This window comes from Kitasatospora sp. NPDC048239 (assembly GCF_043202015.1).
Lineage (GTDB): Bacteria > Actinomycetota > Actinomycetes > Streptomycetales > Streptomycetaceae > Kitasatospora.
The window spans coordinates 366930-384733 of record NZ_JBICZP010000004.1 but is presented as its reverse complement, the minus strand read 5'-3'; the positions used below and the strand labels follow the sequence as shown (position 1 = coordinate 384733).

Sequence of the window (17804 nt, the reverse complement as noted above, 5' to 3'; positions counted from 1 at the left end):
AACGGAATGACCAAGCGGGCTGTCGGCTCGATCCTCGGCCAGTCCCTTGCACCCGCCGCTCTGGTTGTTGAGGTCGACAGGGACCGCAGCGGAGCGGCAGCCACCCGCAACCGCGGCCTGATGAAGGCCACCACCGAGTGGGTGGCGTTCCTCGACAGCGACGACCAGATGAAGGGCAACCACCTCGCCGAGCTGTACACGTGGGCGTACGCCACCGACGCCGACTACGTATACAGCTGGTACGAACCTGTCGGTTTCGGCTTCGACCCGCTGCCGCACTTCGGCAAGGCCTTCGACCCCGAGCAGCCTACGCAGACCACCATCACCACTCTGGTGCGCACCGAGCTCGCTCAGGCCGTGGGGTTCCGGGAGCCCCCGCCCGGCGCCACGATCGGAGGCGAACGGTACGGCGAGGACTTCCAGTTCACCGTCGAGTGTCTCCAGGCCGGGGCGCAGATCGTCCACCTGCCCAAGCGGACCTGGCTGTGGAACTGCCACGGCGGCAACAGCAGCGGTCAGCCCGACCGCGGCGACGCGAGGACCTGACTACCGCTCTGTCCCTGCCGGATCCGTGTGTTCGTACGGCCACGCAGCCGGCGCCTCGTCGGCGGCGGCATTCTTCTCGCGCTCGGCCTGCAGCTCGCGGGTGCGATCAGCCAGCGCCGCCCGCAACTGCGCGATGGCGAGCGTCTGGTCGGCGTGCATGGCCTGGTACTCGCGGAGTACGGCTTCGAGGGACACGGTCTGCTGCGGGGCGGGGCTGGACACAGGGGCTCCTATACGCCGAGGGCTTCGATCATGATGTAGCGGTAGTCATACGTGCCGGTACCCGAGTTGACCATGTGATACGGCGTCACGGTCAGAGTGTCACCCGGGGTGAGGCCGGTGATGCGGCGGACAATGGTGCCGGTGGCGTTGTTCGTGCCGGTGACGCCGATGGCACCGGTCAGGGTCTCCGTGAACGCGGTGCCGCCAGCGGTGCCGACCGCGCGGAACGAACTGAAAGTGTTGCCGGTCGAGCTGTTGCGCTGCAGCGTCACAAGGGTGACCCGGACCTTGCCGGACGGTGGGACCGTGAGCGTGCACGTCATCGACCCAGCCACGGTGGTCAGGCTGGTGCTGGTGGTGGTGCGGGTGGTGGTGTCCTCCGCAATGTTGCTGGTCAGGCTGCTGATGGTGCCGCTGGCAGTGATGTTGCCTGACACGCTGAGAGTCGAGTTCAGGGTGACGGCGCCCGTGACGGACAGGGTGGAGCCGAGGGTAAGGCCGACGAGGAAGCTGGCGCCCTCGGCCGGGATTTGCTTCCACGAGCCGGAGGCGGGTGCGCTGCCGTTGGAGACGTAGAGGCGCCCGGTGTCGGACTCACGGATGCACAGGCCCGCCCACACACTGCTCGGCCTGGTGCTGCTGGTGCAGTCCCGGTAGTTGGCGTTGAGGTCGAGCTTGTCCAGGTTGTTGAGCAGGTCCGTCACGACGTTGACCAGCTCAGACCCGTCAGAGGCGGGCTTGTACAGGCCGAGGCGGGGCGTGGTCGTCGACATCAGACTCTCCTCGGTGCGGCGGGGGGCATGTGGCCGTGAGCCGGGACGGTGCCGGCCAGCATGGCCTGGATCTCAGCTAGCCGTCCGGGGGCGTGCTGGTGACTGCGGATCGGCGCGAGCGGGTCAGGTGTGCTCTTGCCCGCCGGGGCCTTGATTCCTGTGATGCGGCGCCGAGCCTTGACCGCGGCGATGCGGGCCAAGTGCGCGGTTTTGGCCTCGCCCGTCGTCCTGGCCGCAGCGAGGGTCACAGGTTCGGCCAGTGCTTCTGCGGGGGTGATGTGCGGCTCGTGGAGGATTATGTCGAGGAGGGTCTCGGTGTCGTCCGGGTCGATGCCGTATTCGGCGGCGCGCCACAGCAAGGTGTCGGTCGGGAAGGCGTGCTGGTGCCGTTCCCCGGCCTGGCTGGTCGTGACCACGACCCAGAAGGTGCCGCCCGTGCTGCTTGTTGCCTGGTAGGTCTCGGTGATGGCGAATACGTCCATGGTTTACCTGAATGTCATGTAGGCGATGCTGGTTGGGCCAGTGGCAAATTCGGTGGAAAGCGTGAATCCGGTGGCCGAGAAAGCGGTGACCTGCCAGCGGCAGAGGGTTCCGTTCCCGTCGTAGTAGGTTGCGAGCGGGAGGCAGGTGGTGGCCATGGTCGGGCCGTAGGTGATTGAGTGTCCGCCGGCTCCGGAGGTGAAATCGATTTTGTCGAAGATGAGGCCCTGGCTGGATGACACAGCCCCGAATTGCAGTCGGCCGTACAGGGTGGCTCGTGCGTCTGCTGAGGCGTGAAACCAATACCCGTTCGTGACTCCGCTGGACCAGCCGACGCTGTCGCCGTTGAAGTATCCGTAGCCGGTACCCGCGTTGCCGTAAATCTGGTTGGAGTAGGCGCCGATCGCCGCTGCGGTGGTGTCGTGGTGGAGTGATGCGGCATCTACGGTCGAGGCGACGTAGCTGCCGCCTTCGTAGCCTGCGGCCCAACCGTTGTCGTCCATGATTTCCCAGACGTATCTGGTGAATCCGTCTGCCGAATATCGGCCGAAGTCGACGCGGTCCTCGGCGAGTTTCATCAGGCTGACGCGTCCGTTTGTGTGGGTGCCGGACTGCATGCCGATGTTGGCCATTGAGCCGGTTCCCCAGGCATTGATGTAGCCGAAGTCAGTGCCGTCGACGTTGTAGAGCCGGATGACGGCCTCGCCGCTGTTGCTCGGGTTGACGACGATGCGGCGGCCTGAGCTGGCGGTGGCGAGTTCACCGACGATGGTGATGTTGCCGGTAGCCGCCTCGGCGTAGAGAGTGCGGGTGCCTCCGGCGTTGTAGGTGCTGATGCCGCTCGCGCTGAGCTCGACTCGGGCACCGGTGTCGGCGGTCTTGATGCGGGCGCCGACGATCCAGTCTGCTGTGATTGTGCCGGCGGTGACTTTGGTGACGGTCAGGTCGGAGATGTGGGCGTCGTCGATGAGGAGGGCCGTGGCGCTCGCCGCGGTTGACGGTGCGCTCTTGTTTCCTGCGATGTCGACCGCCACGACCCGGACGTAGCGGGTGGAGACCTCCTCGACCGAGACGGTCGTGACGACGGGGATCTGCGCTTGGATCATGCCGGAGGTCGCGGAGACCTTGCCCTTGAGGGTCGTCGTGCTCGGTGTGAAGTTGGGCTCGTACTCGACATGGACCTCCAGGTGGTGGAGGTCCGATTCGAGGTTGTAGGTGCCGCCCGTGGCCTTGCCCAGCGTGTGCGTGACCTGCAGTGCGATCCTGGACCCAGCGACCGATGGAGCGGCTGGCGTGCTGGGCGGGATGTTGTCGGAGGTGGCGGTGAACGTTGTTGTCGACGACCAGGCGCCCGCGTTGCCGGCCTTGTCGACCGCACGGATCTGAACGTCGTACCCGATGCCGGGAGACAGGTCCTGCAGCTGCACCGAGCCGGTGCCCCACGCGACGTAGACGATCTCCCACTGCCCGGTGGGGGCGGCGAACGGCTGCCTCCACTGCTGCAGGTCCTGCCAGCGGACGACGGACAGCTGCGCCCAGGTCGCGGGGTAGATGAGGTCGGTGTCGACGGCGTACCGGATCTCGAAGTGGTCGCCGTCCAGCACGGTGGAGCCGTCGGTGTTGTTGGGGGCGTTCCACGAGACGATCACCCTGCTGCGGGTGAAACCCCGGTTGTCCAGGTACGCGGCCCCGCTGAACGGGGTGACGAAGACCGGCACGCCGGGGATCGACGTGTCCGCGGTCGGCCGAGAACCGACCGGTTCCGTGCTGGAGTTGGCGAGCTGGCGGGCGAAGTCCCCGACCACGACGGTGGTGGCGCCTTGCTGCTCCCACGCCACATAGTCGGTGAGGTCGGTCCACGTGCCGTCCGCGGCCCGGTAGGCGACAGTGTGTCCGTCAATCACGGGCCAAGTGGCCTCGGTGACCTGGAGCTTGAGCGGGTTCAGGCGCTGCCCGCGAAACGTGATCTCGTTCGACGTGTCGAGCAGCCCTTTGTCGGGGTCGTACGCCCACACGTAGTCGCCCGGGCTGAAGCTGCCGTCGATGTCGTAGTCGAGGGTGGAGAGGGTCAGTCCTCGTTGCGGGCTGACGAACTGCGACAGGGCCAGCTGGGCCCGAACCGACGCGTTGCTCTGCGAGGTGCCGGACTCGGACACCATCCGCGTGAGCCTGACCGTGTTCCCGTGGATGTCCTTGTACGGGTTGAATGCCGGGTTGATGTCCGCCGAGCCGGTCGAGATCGAAGCGCCCTCGCCCTGCGCGAGAAGGATCACGCGTGTCGTGAAATCGTCCAGATCCTCCTGGTAGTTGAGCTGGCCGGGCAGCGCGCGCAGGCTCATGTCCTGGCCGGCGCCGCGCCGCACGATCGCGCACTCCGGAACCGTGGTGAACAGGTTGCTCTCCGGGCCCGCGTCGAGGGTGCCGGTCCCGTTCACCCGCCAGCTGACGGGCACGGACGTAGTAGACATGGTGGTGCACACGTACTGGATGGCCCTGCGGGGGGTCTCCCACTGGTGGGTGCCGGTGTACGTGCCCGCGACCGAGTAGAGGGTGCCCTCCGTGACGGCCCCGGAGGCCGGCAGCAGGCCGCGGATCGTGTTGGCGAACGACGCGGACGCGAAGGGCGTGCTGTTCTCCAGCACGCTGCCCTTGTCGTCCTCATCACCCAACCAGGCGGCCATGCCGACGCCGCCGACGGTGACCTTGTCACCGACCGCCTTCGTGCGGCCGTCGTCCGCCAAGGTCTTGGTGCGCACCACGCCGACGTACTTGGCCGCGGCCAGGAGGTTGTCGCCCGCGGTGCGGACGTCGACCCGGCCGGGCACGATCGCCACGTGCCCGAACTCGACGAGGGCGTCGAGGACATCGCGGGGTGTGGCCGGCTTGAGGTCGATCTGCCAGCGGCCGAGTGCGGTGAGGACATCAGTTACCGGCATCGGATCAGCGCCTCACTACGTAGGTGCTCTCGGCGAGGGCGCCGATGTACTGATTCCGGAGGTCGGTTGCGGCGTCCCCCGCGACTGCGGATCCTCCGCCCGCGACGATCCCGAGCCAGAAGTCGAGCGTCGCAGTGGAGGTCTTGCTGACTCCGAGGTTGGCGTGCGCGCTGAAGCTGCGCGCCGACCCGGCCGCAGCCCGGTTCCCGTCACTGTCATTGCCGGTCGCGACGACGTACCCGGACGCTGCGACGCTGGTGTTGGTCTCCGAGGTGCGCAGGTACACGGCGAGCGTGGATGAGGAGCCGGACTGCAGGTAGCCCTCGACGATGCGGGACCCGCGGCGCAGGGTGAGGTCGAGGGTTGCCCGGCCGGGGGAGCGGGGCGCGGTCAGACGCAGGATGCACTGCTCGGGGTCGTTGCGAAGGATCGTTGCGGTGTCCCAAGCGGCGACGTTGGCGCCGCCGACTGTGATGTTCCACTGCTTGGAGTGCCAGGCGCCGCCCGTGTAGGACTGCACGTCGATCACGCCGGCCGACGCGGTGGGGGTCACGTTGACGAGGGCGTTGCCCAGGGTCCAGCCACCGGCGGGGAGGGGCTGGGCGGTGCCCTCGATCTCGAAGCCGGCGCCGGACGCGGCGACGGTGTCGTTGATGCGGACCCGGCCGGTGAGGTAGGCGGTGGGGTCGCATCCCCAGCGGGGGCTCGCGCCGGTGGGGATGCCGCGGTAGACGGTCATGGTCCCGTCGGCGCCGGTGCGGGTCATGGTGGAGGGGCTGGTGGCGCCGGTGTAGTAGGTGGTGTGGCCGATGGGCGGGGCGTGCCAGGTTTCGCCGGTGAGGGCGAAGTCGTTCGCGCGGACCACGCCGGTGAGCCTGCTCTGCAGGTCGATCTCGCCGACTGCACCGAGGCGTTCGAGGCTGGCTTTCCAGGTGGAGGTGACGACGTCGTTGACGTACTCCCGCAGCGCTGCGCTGCTCCCCTTCACCGCGTAGTAGCCGTTGCGTTCCGGCTTGTCCGTCCAGGTCACCGCTACGACGCTGCCCTGGTCCAGGGAGAGGATGTTGTCGTGCCGGGCGACCAACACCGGCCTGGTGAGGGGCGGCGTGGATTCCTGGCCGTCCAGGTCGAGGGTGCGCATGTCGCCCGCGGTCTCGGTGACAGTGAACGTCTCCCGGAGCTGGGTGCGGCCGAGCTGCAGGGTGCCCCAGGTGTCGGCCATCAGCGGGCCCTTCCTCGGTCGTAGTCGCGCAGCGCGTCCTTGATCTCGATGACGAGGGCGTCGGCGACGCGACGCCGGTCAGCGGCCGACGACATGTCGAAGGATCCAGTGATGTTGATGTTCTGGATGGTGATGCTCCCAGCCGGAGTCTGGACTGAGGGCACGGCGGGCGCTGCCGCGGGTGCGGCGACACCGCCGGCCTGCGGGGCGGAGAATCCTGCGGGGGCCAGAGCCTGCGTGGAGGCAGAGATCTGAGGGCCGGTGAGGACTCCGAGAGAGGTGCCGCCGATCTGCGTGGTGATGCCCTGGAGGAGGGACTGGAGGGCGGGCACGCGTCCGGAGATGCCCGACATAAGGCCGTCCATCAGTAGGCCACCAGCGGGGCGCAGCAGCTTGGCGTCCCTCTCTGGGGGCCCCTTCTTGATGGGGATCATGTCGGTGATGCTGCCGAGCAAGTTGGTCAGGCCGCTGATCTTTGACTTGATGCCGTCGATCAGGCCGCTGATGACCTGCTTGCCTGCGTTGAGGAGCAGGCTGCCGAGGTCGCCGATGGCGTCGAGGATGTGGCCGGGCAGGTCGCTGAAAAAGTCGGTGATGTCGGAGCGGTGATCGCGGAGCCAGTTGACGCCCGCGCGGATCGCCCGGCCGAACACTTCGATGAGCTTCTGGTCGAGGCTGATGATCGCGTCGAAGATCTTGCCGGGCAGCTCGATGAACAGCCTGATTGCCTCGTTGATCATTCCCTTGACGAGCTCCTTGGCGCTCTCGAAGGCGCCGTGGAAGTCGCCCTGCAGCAAGGCTGTGATCACGTGGATGGCGGGGACCACGATGTTCTGGATGTACGCGGCCAGCTCACCCGCCAGGATCGACGCAAGCTGACCGATCGTCTGGATGATCGGCAGGAGCACGGGCATCAGGGCACCGAGGAGCGGGCCGATCAGCTGGGCGAGAGCGACGAGGAGCGGGGCCAGTGCGGTCACCACGGAGAGCAACGCGGTCGACAGCTCGTTGATCGCGGGCTGCAGTGCAGTCAGGAGCTGCGCGAAAACTGGCAGCACCGCAGTGATGATCTCAGTGAAGACCGCCATGAGTGGCGGCATCACCTGTGTGACCAGCGCGGTAAAGATCGGCAGGAGGGCGGAGCCGACGGTGCTGGCGATCTGCGCGAAGATCGGCGCGAGCCCCTGGATGGCCAGCGTCAGCGCGTTGATCATCGGGGTGAGGATCGGCAACGCCGCGGCGATCAGCTGGCCGAGCAACGTGATCACAGGGGCGAGAGCGACAGCAAGCGCGGACACGGCCTGAGCCGCTGCCGTCAGCACCGGACCAAGCGCGCTGGTGATCGACGAAAGCGCCGGCCCGAGCGCACGGAGAAGTGCGTTGAAGCCGGGTTCCAACGCCTGGACTACCGGGCCGAGTGCCATCAGGGCCTGCCCCAGGAGCGGCACCACGGTCCCTGCGATCTGGTTCAGGATGCGGAAGAGTGAGGTGAGTCCGGCTTGCATCTCCGGCGAACCGGTGATCCGCCGCAGCTCTGCGAACGCCGCGCCAAGAGCACCGAGCGCGTCCCCGCCTGCGGCTCCGGCTGCCTTGAGGATGTTCCCGACTGTGCCGCCGATGTCGAAGATCAACTTGCCGAACTGCTTCGCGACCTCCATCGCCTGATTGATCGCCTCAGTGAGACGTCCCGACTTGAACGCCTCGTTAAGGCGCGTCGAGAATGCGGTCGCAGTCTCTCCGATCGCCGACGTAATCCTCTGAAACGCGGGACCCGCCGCCGCCGTCAGCGTCGTGAACATGCTGATCAGGTCGCCCGGGGCCTTCTGCAGCGGCTTCAAGCCCTCGTTGACGCTGGCGAACGCGGCCTTCAGGGCGCCGATCTTGCTGAGCTTGTCAACCGCGTCCAGCGCATTGAGGCCCATCTGGTTCAGTACCCCGGCGGTACCCACCATCCCGGCCCGCAGGTCAGGCAGGACCTGATGAGCCACTGAAGTGAGCTTGGCGCCGAACCCCTCGAACAGCTGCTGCTGCACGTCCAGCTTGAGCGCGTTCCACGCCGGCGCCAGGGCCTTGACGGCCTCGACGAACTCCCGCGCGCTCGGCGCCAGCTTGGCCATCGCATCCGCGTACGCGTTTGCCCCGGCAGCACCCGCAGCAGTCTGCTTCGTCTGAGCGTCGGCCAGCTCCTCCTGTGCCCTGGCCAGCTCCTCCTGGGCCTTGGCGATCCGCTGATTGCCCTCCACCGCCGCATCGACAGCGGCCTGCCGGGCATCCGCGAGATCACGCTCCGACCGGGCGATGTCCTGCTGGTTCTCCTGCTGTGTGCGAGCAGCCTCGGTCTGCGCGTCGCCGAGCTCCTGCGTTGCATCAGTGGTGTCCTGCGTGGCCTGCGTCACCTGCTCCTGCGCAGACCGGACACCGTCACTGCCCTCAACTCCGGCCGCGGCGGCCTGCCGCTGCTCATCCGCGAGCCGACTGTTTTCCAGCCGCTGCTCCTGCAGCGACTGCACGGCCTGGTCGTACGCGAGTTGGGCGCGCTCTATCTGGTCTGCGGTGGCGCCGGAGCCCTCACGCTTGACGCTGGCAAGCGCCGCCTCGGCATCGGCGACCTGAATGACGTCTTCACGTTCCTGTAGCCGGCCATCCGCCACTCGGTTGGCGAGGTCTTCCAGATCCTGCGCGGCCTGGCGGCGGGCAGCGTCCAGGTCCTGTTGCGCGCGCAGTGCCTTGGCCTGTGCGTCGGTGAGGCGGCGTTCGGCCGTCTCGACGTCTCGCAGGGCCTTGGCGGAGCGGTCGGCGGCCTGTTGCCGGGTGTTCGCGAGGGCCTGTTCGGCGTCACCGACATCCCTGTTGGCCTTGGCGACGCGTCGGGCGGCTTCCTCTGTGGCCTGCGCGACGTTCTGCTTGGCGTCCGCGACCTGACGCTCGGCGCCCCGGATGGCCTTGGCCATCTCGGCGGCGCCCCCGCCACCTCCACCCCCGCCGCCGCCGGCTGGGGCGAATGCGGCTTTGAACGCCCCGCCGAGGCCGCCGAGGCCGACCTTGAGCGTGCCGAGGATCGCCCCCAGGGAGGCGATTGCCGGCGCCGCGGCGGCTGCCGCCGGGCCCATCGCGACTATTGCCTGCCCCAGGCTGGCCAGCGTCGGCAGTGCGGTGAGTGCCGCGCCGATGAGCATGCCGATCCGGCTGCCCAGCATGCCGATCCCGCCGGCAGCGCCCCCGCTGCTCCCACCAATCCGGGACAGCAGCCCCGACAGTCCTGACAGCCCGTCGGCGTCGACGTCGACCCTGATCCTGCGGTTACGGGTCAGCGCGTCGAGGCGGGCACGCGTGTCACCCGCTATGAGCTGGGAACGGATCTCGATCCGCTGGTCACGTGTGAGACGCGACAATTGGTTGAGGTACTGGTCGGCCTGCATCTGGGCACGGATGTGGACGACCTGGTCGCGGGTGATTCGGGCGAGCTGGGTGAGGTAGTTGGTGGCGTCAAGGACCGCAGTGATGCGAACGACCTGGTCACGGGTCAGCTTTGACAGTTGAGCGAGGTAGGTGCCGGTGTCCAGTTCGGGTTGCACCCGCACCTTGAGCCGGTTGCCGAGCTCGGCCAGCTGGGCTTTGGCAACGGTGTCATCGAGCTGGGCCTTGAGCTGCACGGTAAGAGGGCGAGCGAGACGAGAGAGCTGCGCCTTCGCGGTGGTGTCGCTGAGCTTGACGAGCGCCTCGATGTCCAGCTTGTCGCCGAGCAGACGCCGCTTGTCAGCCTCGTACTTCGACTTGTCCATCGACACTTCGACATAGCCTTCGGCGACTCTGAACGCCACTGCCGCTCACCTCCTCCCTAATCGGCCACTCGTGTCACGCTCACCAGCCCTGGGTGAGCCAGCCTGAGTTCGGTCAGGTCCATCTCCCGCTCGCCACTGTTGGCGGGAGGCTGCTGCATTGGCTGGCCCGCGTCTCTCTGCTCTTCGATCCGCCGGGCCATCACTCCGCCGTACGCGGCGACTCGCTGCGCCAGCCGCACCCACCTGGGGCCGTCCAGCTCCGCTTGGTCCAGCCCGTAGTGGGCCTGGAAGTCGGCCTCCAAGTCGTCTACGTGGTCGACCATCCAGCCCGCCCGCTCCAGCAGCTCGCCGATCGGCCTCGACCAGGTCAGGCCTGGTCTTTTCCCGAGTCCTCCGGGCCGGCGATGTGGTGGGTGACGGCTCGCAGGATCTGATCCATCTCCTCCTCGCGGACGTCGTCGGACTGCTCCAGCGCCTCGTATGCCTCGGGCCCGAGGAGTCGTTCGAGGATCCGCTGTGCGGCCGCGGACTCGCCGAGGGTGCGGGCGAGGCGCAGGTACTCCAGCGTCATGCCCTGGCTGATCCGTGCGGGGATCCGGTAGGGCTGGTCGTCGAGGTAGAAGAGGACGATGCCGTCGTCGGTCGGCCTGGCCTTGCGGCCGATGCGAACCGGTTCGAACGGCGCCGACTCGGCGGTCACCGGGGCCTTGGTCGGGCGCTTGGTTGGGGTGCGGGTTGCCATCGGTGTGCTCCAGGGATGGGGTGGAGGGCTTGGTGGGGCGGCGTCGGCCGCCGCCGCTTGGGGTTGCTAGGACGTGGCCTCGGCGATGTGCAGTGGCGCGATCACGGAAGTGACGTAGTGCGCGCTGAACTTGGCCTTGAGTACGGTCTGCTTGTCCTTGGTGTAGGCCACCTCGACGGACTCGGTGTTCAGCACCTTGCGGACGATGACCCTGCGTCGGTAGGAGTTGGCTCCCCAGCCGTCGAAGAGCAGCGCGGTGTAGTTCGGCTGCGTCGCGCTGGACGCGAAGTTCGGCTCCAGGGTCTTGTAGCCCGCGCCGGACGCGGCGGTGCCGCCGTTCATCAGGACGCTGAGGTTCTCCAACGTCGCCTCCGCCAACGACGTTTCGATGCTCATGTCCCGCTTCGTCAAGCGGCTGCCTGCGCGGTCGACGATCTGGTCGACTTCCAGTGCGGTGTACGTCTGGTCGATCGTCAGTTTGACGCCGTCCATCGTGCCGCCCATGTCCGTCCATGCGGATGCGGCTGGGGTGGCGTTGATCGCGACGTTGGTGTCGGCCGGCTCCGCTGCGCCGAACGCCCCCTGGTAGAGGGTGGCGGGGCCGAGCAGCAGGTTGGCGGTGGTCACTGCCATGGGTCAGTCCTCCAGGACACGGTGTGGGCGGCGTGCGGGGTGGAGGGGCCCCTGGTGTGACGGGTCATCGGTAGTCCTCCCGACGAAGCGGGAAGCGGTGATGGGCGAACTGCGGGTGGCAGGAGAGCGGGATGGTCTGCTCGTCGGGGATGTTCCGAGGGCACGGAACGGCGCGGGCACCGGTGATGAGGAACTCCAGTTCGCCCCGGTGGTTGTGGACGAGGACTCGGCCGCGCCACGTTAGGAGATCCCGGCTGGTCTCCCCCTGCAGCGCCCACCGCTCGGCGGTCATGGCGTCACCTCGACCCAGTTCACGGACAGGCCGAGATTGATGCGGGCGTACGACGCTTCGTCGTCCGGCACCCGCCGCGGCTCGTACGTCGAGTACGCGGACAGCACGCGGGCCTGCGGGTAGTTGCCGGGCAGGGTCAGCAGCCGCGGGGTGCCGGGGTGGTCCCAGCACGCCGCCTGGATCCGCTCGGCCAGCACCGACGCCTTGTTCCACGGCGGCCGGCCCGACGAAGGGGCAACGGCCCAGCAGTCCACGGAGACGACGGGGGAGCGCATCGGCACGTACGGGTCCGCACTGCCGCCGATGGTGGCGACGGTGACGAACCCGGATGCCGCCCACGTCGAGTTGTCGCGGGGGAGGGTGGTGGCGACGATGTCGCCGACCACGTCGTGCAGCCACGCGACGGTGACGAGCTCGGTGGTGGCCCGCAGGATCGTGGTCATCGCAGTGCCCACTGCTGCAGCAGGGCCGGCCGCAGGAACGGGAACGCGGGCGTGCCGGGGTGGTTGACCTGGGCGACGGGATGGTCGGCGCCCTCCCAGTACAAGGCCTTCGCGGTCTTCGGCCGGATGATGTGCGGGCCGGTTCCGTACTCGACGTACCGCCAGTAGTCGACGTCGGTGGACACCCGCATCGTCAGCCCGTCGACCTCCGAGAGGATCGACTGCTTGAGGCGGCCCGTATTCACCCGCGCCAGTCCCTGCGCTGCGGCGGCCATGTCCTGTCCGAGGTGCACCATGACGCGGTGCAGCTCGACGTCCAGATGGGCGTCGGCGCTCGGGTCGAGACGTATCGACATGGTCCGCCGTCCTCTCCGGATCGTCGGGGTTGGGTGGCCGCCCGGTCTCCCCGGGCTCACGGCCGCTTCAGTTGATGAGCTTGAGGTCCAGGCGGAGCATCGGTGTGAACCCGACCGCGCTGGGTTGGGTGACTGCGGTGATCTCGTAGATGCGGCCGGTCCGGTCGTCCCGCAGCCGGTCTTCCTCGGTGACGTCGGTGCCGGGTCGGACGCGGGCGACGGCGTACCGCACGACCCGGGGCGTCGGGTTGTTCGGTGTCGTGATGGTGCGGGAGCCTTCGATCAGGCTGGCGGGGATGCGGGTCTGGGCGTCAGCGCCGGCTTCGACGGGCAGATCAACATCATCGTTATACGGATCACTGGAGGTTCCGCGCAGGACCGTCACGGTGGTGGTGGCGATCACCGCAGCGGACTCCAAGTCATGTCGTCATCCGAGCCGTCCGTCAGCGGGTTGATGCCGTAGTTGCTACTGCCGTCGACGAACGGAGAACGGATGTGAATGGTCCTGGAGCGTCGCCACGAGAGGCGGTTGATCGCGCGGGCGGCCATCGGAGCCAGCACCACGGCGTCGGCCGTGAGGTTCGCCGAGATGCCGTCCTGCGTGGACGAGGTGAGATCCATCCGCGACTCCAGGCCGGCCTGCTGCGCCGCCCACACCGCCTGGTAGGCCACAGCCCGGCCGAGCCAGTACAGGTCCCGGGGGCGGATCCTGGCCGTGTCGGCGTACGTGCGGCCGGTCATGACTTCGATCGCCGCCTGCGCGGTCAGGACCTGGACGTCCGTGGCCTCGGCGCCAGTGACGGCGAGCACCGTATCGGTGTCGGTCCACGCCTGAATGGTCATCGCAGCCTCCGGCTGGGCCCGCGCCACCCGGGGGACGGGCGGCACGGGCGAAGAGGGGCGGTGTCAGCCGACGAGGATGGACGCGGCCGCCGGGTGGCCGTACGCCCAGCCGCGGCGAGCCCGCATCTTGAGGATGGACTCGTCGGTCAGGGCGCTGAGTCCGTCCCGGCCGTCGATGACGACGGACTCGGGGCCGGAGCGGACACCGAGGAGCATCATGTCCGTGCGGACGAACGCCATGATCGGGCGGCCGGTGGGCGCGCTGGTTGCGGTGGCGGAGGTGCGGGCACCGAGCGACCAGTGGATCTGCACGCCGAAGATGGTGTCCGGGGTGCCGGCGAGGCCCTGCACGAAGATCGGCTCGTTGGTGGTGTCGAGAACGCCGCGCAGGTACTTCCGGAACGCGGGGTGGGCGATCGCGACGGTCGTCGACGGATCGAAGTAGTCGCCGGCCTCCACGTTGCCGAGCGCGGTCGAGTACTCCAGGTAGGTCGCGTTCCCGGCGGTCGCGGCGACAGTGATGTTGCTGCTCGCCGTGTAACCGAGGTTGCTGTCCGTCTGGGACAGCAGGTAGTACAGGCTGGTGAACGGGATGCCAGTGCCGGCCGCAGCGGTGACGGCGAGGCACGAGTTGTCGAGGATCTTCGCGTACGAGGTGCCCCAGTCGGTCATCTTGGTGGCGATGACGTTGGCGACGGAGTCGTCGACATCCTCCTCGGCCAGGCGCACGACCTTGCCGAACTTCTTGACGCTGAGGACCACTTCGTCGTTGGAACTCGCGTCCTCGCCGTACGTGCCGCCCTTATCGACGACGTCGACGCCCATGCCCGCGGAGCGCGGGACGTGCCGGGTGTCGGTCGACATGGGGGTGCGGGCCGCGAGCGACTCGACCGCGGAGACCTGGTTGATGCGCTGGATGACCTTGGAGTCCCACTCCTCGGGAATCCACGCTTCGAGGGTGTTGCGTGCCACGGGTGCCCTCCTGGGGCGGTGATGGGGCTGAGAAGACGGTGGGCTCGGGCCCCATCACGGGCGCCTCGGGCGGACGTTCACGCGCCGGGTCGATCTCCGACCGGGCACGTGATCACGCTAGGTGGGCGGGTCAGTTGCCCCGCAAACGCGCGGCGTGCTGGTCCCAGGAGCTCTTGGGCTTCTCTGGGGCGGCCTGCCTCGGTGCGGCGGTCGGCCTGGCCTTCGGCTTGGCGGGCTCGGGGCGCGCGAACAGCTCGGGGTAGTCGGTCCTCAGCCGGTCGATCTCGCTGTCGAGACCGATCACGTCACCGTCGTCGTCCACGCTGAGGGAATCGGTGTCGAGGAGCTTGAGGACCCGGGACGGGCCACCGGCAACGCCGGCCTCCGCGAGTGCCGCACGCGCGGCCTGGTTGATGATGCGGGGCTTCCACTGGCTTTCCGCCGCCTCGGTGGCCTCGCGGATCGCACGCTCGTGGTCGCCCTCGTTCTCGCGGCCCTTCGCTTCGAGCTGCTTGAGGGCGAGTCGGTTCCTCTTGGCCTCCTCGTTGGCCTTCCTCAACGCCGCGACGGTGCGAGCGTGTTCGGCCTGCAGCTTCTCCAGCACCGGGTCGGCCTTGCTGTCCGCGGGCGGCCTCGGCTTCGGCTTCTCGCCGTCGTCCTGGCTGCCGTCGTCAGAGGTCTCGTCGTCCGCGGTCTCGTCGGCGGCGGTGTCGTCGTCGACTTCGATGTCCGTGCCGTTGTCTTCCTCGGAGCCGCCGGCCACGTTGTAGATCGGGCGGCCGTCGGCGCGGTGGCCGAGCAGGGTCCACGGGGGCAGGCTGATCGCGGTGCTGGAGGGTCCGATCACCGGAGCGTCCACAGGGTGTCTCCCATCACGGGGGTTTACATGACTGACTGCGACCGTAGCCGCGGGCCCGGGACGGACTGTGATCACGCGGCCCGGTCGAAACGGCCGGTGCGCACTGCGCGGTGGGCCCGCTCAGCAACCCGCGGCGGTAGCGACACGCCAGAGTTGAGGAGCGCGCGTGCGGCACGCACCCGGGCTACGCCGGACTCCGACGGCAGCGCCCAGCCCTCGGCGACGGCCCGCTCGGCTTGGTGGCGCAGCAGGTTCGGCAGGCCAGTGCCCCATGATGCAGACCACGGCACTGCGCGGCACCGGCAGTGAGGGTGCAGAGGAGGGCCCGAAACCGGGGGCGCCTCTGCTGCACGTTGTTGAGGGTCGAACGACAAGCCGCCTGGGAACTCCCCGCCCGGCCTGATAGTGCGCCCGGAGTAGGCCGTGCACCGTAGGCACGCATCCTGCTCCGACACCCACAGCCGGCCCACACTCATGCCGTCGGCGACCGCAGCCGTACCCGCGTTGACGGCCGTATGCACCAGCCATGCGAGCAACGCCCGAACCCTGGACACTGCGGATCGGGCAACCTGTAGGACGGTCGCCAGGCTGGAGAACCGCTCCGGGTTGGCTGCGAGGAGTTGCTTGGCGCGCCGGAGTTGCTCCGAGACGGCGTCACCGATGCCGCGGGCCTGGTCGGTGAGCGCCCGCGGTAGCCGCGCACCGGAGCCGGCCGTGGACGACACCCGCTGGCCGGCGGCACGTACGAGTTGGCGGGCGTGTTTGGCGCCGAGCGCGACGGCGTGGGGCAGCGAGCTGCCGGCGGCCCGGCGTGCGCGGGCACCAAGCCCCGCCAGCGCCGTGCGGATCCGCTCGCCGACTGCGGCAAGGATTCGGGTGAGAGCATCACCGTCCCCGCTGCTTGTGGCCGAGCCGAACTCGCCGATCCACTCGGTGAGGGTGAGCCGCAGTGCTTCGACGAGGAGGTCGTCGGCGTTGCCGACTGCCTGCCGGACTGTGGCTTCTTCCAAGTTCCGGGCCTCGCCGATCTGCTGGTCCTGGATGAGACGGGCCAGATCGGTGGGGCTAGTCACCGGTCGGCTCCGGCGGCACAACGGGGCGACCGGTCATGGCGTCGACTACGGGACCGATGAGGTCCTGCACTTGGGCCTGGTCGATCGCGCCGAGGGTGACGGCCGCGCCGAGTTTCTGGACGGTGTCGGCGAGGCTGGACAGGTCAGCGAGACGCCGGGTCAGCTCTGCGGCGTCGTCGGTCGGGGACTCCAGCCACGCTTCGACCTGGTCGTCGCTGTATCCGGCTTCGACGAGGAGTTGTCGGTGGGGTACGCCGAGTTCGGACTTGACCTTGGCGGTGTCCCAGCTGTCCTTGTCGTCGACGGTTTCGGCGGCGTGCCAGCGCACGTCGACCACAGGGTCGGCGAATCCGACGAGGTGCAGGGCGAAGCCTTGGGAGTCCTGCCAGGAGTCGGTGGCGCCTTCCTGCCGGTCCTTGATTTTCTCGACGAACGGGGCGTCCTGCGCACGAACGGATCGGCCGGACGGCTGCTCGCTGGTCGGGTCGAGCAGGTGGAGCGGCGTGGTGGTCAGTACTCCGATGCTGCGCACATTGAACTCAAGCGGGTCGTAGAACACGGCGGGCTCGGCAGGGTCGAACTGGCCGACCTGCCGGAACCCCCGCAGCAGCCATACCTCGCCCGGGCCGGACTTGAGGGACGAGTCGTCACCGCTGTCGGACGGGCCGGCTGCGGGGTCTGGGGGGAAGAGGTCGTCGCCGAAGTCTGCGGGTTCGAAATCGCCCGTGTCGGCGTTCGCTGCGTCGGTGAGGGCGTATCGCTGTGGTACGCCCTGGTAGTCGATGCCGCCCATGTGGGTGGCGTCGAGCTTGTTGATGGTGTCCTGGGCACCGTAGCCGCGTCGGTGCTCGGGGACGCCGTAGGGTTCGGAGTTGCGGAAGTGGAAGACCGGGATTTCGCCGTAGTTGTGCTCGATGATCCACGCGTCGTCGTCCGGCTCGACCGTCTCGCCGTCCTCGGTTGTGACCGCCGAGGGCAGCCACGGCTCCCAGTCCGCACGGGCATTTCCCGCCGAGTCGGCCTTGGTGGTCCAGCGTTCGACGCGGTCGTTGTAGTACAGCTCGGCTCGGTGGATCTGCCGGTCGGTGTCGACGGTTTCGCACCACCGCTTGACCGCGTATGCCTTCTCGCGAGGGTTCTCGGCGCTGTAGATCATGCGGACGGTCAGCGGGTCGTTGGCGTATTCGTCGACGCCAGTCACAGTGCTGGCGTCGTCGGTGCGAGGCAGCACGATCAGGTAGGCATCGCCGTACTCGGCCTGCCACTTGTGGACCTTCATGGCCTCGCGGCGCAATCTGTTGCTGTCCCAGATCCGCTGCAGCGCCTCGGCTTGATCCTGGTCGGGGCTGGTGATGGCGGCGAGCTTCATGCGGTCGACCACGGCGTCGACGACCATGGCGATGTACGGCTTGCCGTGGTCCATGCCGGTACGGGCGATCGCCCGTCGGACCCGGGCCGAGGCGAACACCTCCGGCACCTCGTCGTCGTAGTACGCGGCGGCCTCGACGTACGCCGGCCTGGCCTCGCGCAGCGCCTCCAGGCCCATCCACAGGTCGTCGCTTGCGGTCACCGCGTCCCCTCCTCAGGTCGCGATCACCGTAGGTCCGGGGTCCGGGCGGGCTGTGAACGG

The 17804-nt window shown here is 68.4% G+C and carries 19 protein-coding genes; 1 reads left to right on the top strand and 18 read right to left on the bottom strand.

Annotated features, from left to right (window positions below; genetic code table 11):
• The first annotated feature begins 6 nt into the window (after positions 1-6).
• Positions 7-546 carry a glycosyltransferase family 2 protein gene (locus tag ACGFZP_RS13315; RefSeq protein ID WP_392931698.1) on the top strand — a complete coding sequence of 180 codons (540 nt, stop codon included), beginning with the start codon at positions 7-9 and terminating at the stop codon, positions 544-546.
• On the opposite strand, the gene ACGFZP_RS13310 is transcribed toward ACGFZP_RS13315, so the two are convergent.
• The 18 genes from ACGFZP_RS13310 to ACGFZP_RS13225 form a co-directional block, all read right to left on the bottom strand.
• Positions 547-768 (bottom strand): hypothetical protein, encoded by a 222-nt coding sequence (locus tag ACGFZP_RS13310; protein WP_392931696.1) that lies wholly within the window; start codon positions 766-768, stop codon positions 547-549. It abuts the gene before it with no gap.
• A gap of 8 nt (positions 769-776) precedes the next feature.
• On the bottom strand, positions 777-1541 hold the full coding sequence (locus ACGFZP_RS13305; protein ID WP_392931695.1) for a hypothetical protein: 765 nt from the start codon (positions 1539-1541) through the stop codon (positions 777-779).
• On the bottom strand, positions 1541-2023 hold the full coding sequence (locus ACGFZP_RS13300; RefSeq protein WP_392931693.1) for a hypothetical protein: 483 nt from the start codon (positions 2021-2023) through the stop codon (positions 1541-1543). The genes ACGFZP_RS13305 and ACGFZP_RS13300 overlap by 1 nt, the downstream gene beginning before the upstream one ends.
• A 3-nt stretch (positions 2024-2026) precedes the next feature.
• Positions 2027-4957, bottom strand: a complete 2931-nt coding sequence (locus tag ACGFZP_RS13295) for a hypothetical protein (RefSeq protein WP_392931691.1) — start codon at positions 4955-4957, stop codon at positions 2027-2029.
• 4 nt (positions 4958-4961) lie between these two features.
• Entirely contained in the window at positions 4962-6179 is a 1218-nt protein-coding gene (locus tag ACGFZP_RS13290) for a hypothetical protein (RefSeq protein WP_392931689.1), read from the bottom strand.
• Complete coding sequence (locus ACGFZP_RS13285) at positions 6179-10000, bottom strand: hypothetical protein (RefSeq protein WP_392931687.1); 3822 nt, start codon at positions 9998-10000, stop codon at positions 6179-6181. Before ACGFZP_RS13285 ends, ACGFZP_RS13290 begins: the two co-directional genes overlap by 1 nt.
• A 17-nt stretch (positions 10001-10017) precedes the next feature.
• Positions 10018-10284 carry a hypothetical protein gene (locus ACGFZP_RS13280; protein ID WP_392931685.1) on the bottom strand — a complete coding sequence of 89 codons (267 nt, stop codon included), beginning with the start codon at positions 10282-10284 and terminating at the stop codon, positions 10018-10020.
• Between the two features lie 44 nt (positions 10285-10328).
• Positions 10329-10703, bottom strand: a complete 375-nt coding sequence (locus ACGFZP_RS13275; RefSeq protein WP_392931683.1) for a hypothetical protein — start codon at positions 10701-10703, stop codon at positions 10329-10331.
• 66 nt (positions 10704-10769) lie between these two features.
• Positions 10770-11336 (bottom strand): hypothetical protein, encoded by a 567-nt coding sequence (locus ACGFZP_RS13270; protein WP_392931682.1) that lies wholly within the window; start codon positions 11334-11336, stop codon positions 10770-10772.
• Between the two features lie 64 nt (positions 11337-11400).
• A complete protein-coding gene (locus ACGFZP_RS13265; RefSeq protein WP_392931681.1) occupies positions 11401-11628 on the bottom strand; it encodes a hypothetical protein in 228 nt (75 codons plus the stop codon).
• Positions 11625-12071, bottom strand: coding sequence for a hypothetical protein (locus ACGFZP_RS13260; protein WP_392931680.1), 447 nt, complete (start codon positions 12069-12071; stop codon positions 11625-11627). The genes ACGFZP_RS13265 and ACGFZP_RS13260 overlap by 4 nt, the downstream gene beginning before the upstream one ends.
• The gene (locus tag ACGFZP_RS13255; RefSeq protein ID WP_392931679.1) at positions 12068-12427 is read right to left on the bottom strand and encodes an HK97 gp10 family phage protein; all 360 of its coding nucleotides are present in this window, start codon (positions 12425-12427) and stop codon (positions 12068-12070) included. The genes ACGFZP_RS13260 and ACGFZP_RS13255 overlap by 4 nt, the downstream gene beginning before the upstream one ends.
• A gap of 67 nt (positions 12428-12494) precedes the next feature.
• Positions 12495-12830, bottom strand: a complete 336-nt coding sequence (locus tag ACGFZP_RS13250; protein ID WP_392931677.1) for a hypothetical protein — start codon at positions 12828-12830, stop codon at positions 12495-12497.
• The gene (locus tag ACGFZP_RS13245) at positions 12827-13270 is read right to left on the bottom strand and encodes a hypothetical protein (protein ID WP_392931675.1); all 444 of its coding nucleotides are present in this window, start codon (positions 13268-13270) and stop codon (positions 12827-12829) included. The genes ACGFZP_RS13250 and ACGFZP_RS13245 overlap by 4 nt, the downstream gene beginning before the upstream one ends.
• Before the next feature lie 63 nt (positions 13271-13333).
• The gene (locus ACGFZP_RS13240) at positions 13334-14242 is read right to left on the bottom strand and encodes a phage major capsid protein (RefSeq protein WP_392931673.1); all 909 of its coding nucleotides are present in this window, start codon (positions 14240-14242) and stop codon (positions 13334-13336) included.
• A gap of 130 nt (positions 14243-14372) precedes the next feature.
• Entirely contained in the window at positions 14373-15089 is a 717-nt protein-coding gene (locus ACGFZP_RS13235; RefSeq protein ID WP_392931671.1) for a phage scaffolding protein, read from the bottom strand.
• Positions 15090-15172: 83 nt separating this feature from the next.
• On the bottom strand, positions 15173-16174 hold the full coding sequence (locus ACGFZP_RS13230; RefSeq protein WP_392931670.1) for a hypothetical protein: 1002 nt from the start codon (positions 16172-16174) through the stop codon (positions 15173-15175).
• Positions 16167-17720 carry a phage portal protein gene (locus ACGFZP_RS13225; protein ID WP_392931668.1) on the bottom strand — a complete coding sequence of 518 codons (1554 nt, stop codon included), beginning with the start codon at positions 17718-17720 and terminating at the stop codon, positions 16167-16169. Before ACGFZP_RS13225 ends, ACGFZP_RS13230 begins: the two co-directional genes overlap by 8 nt.
• Positions 17721-17804: the final 84 nt, after the last annotated feature.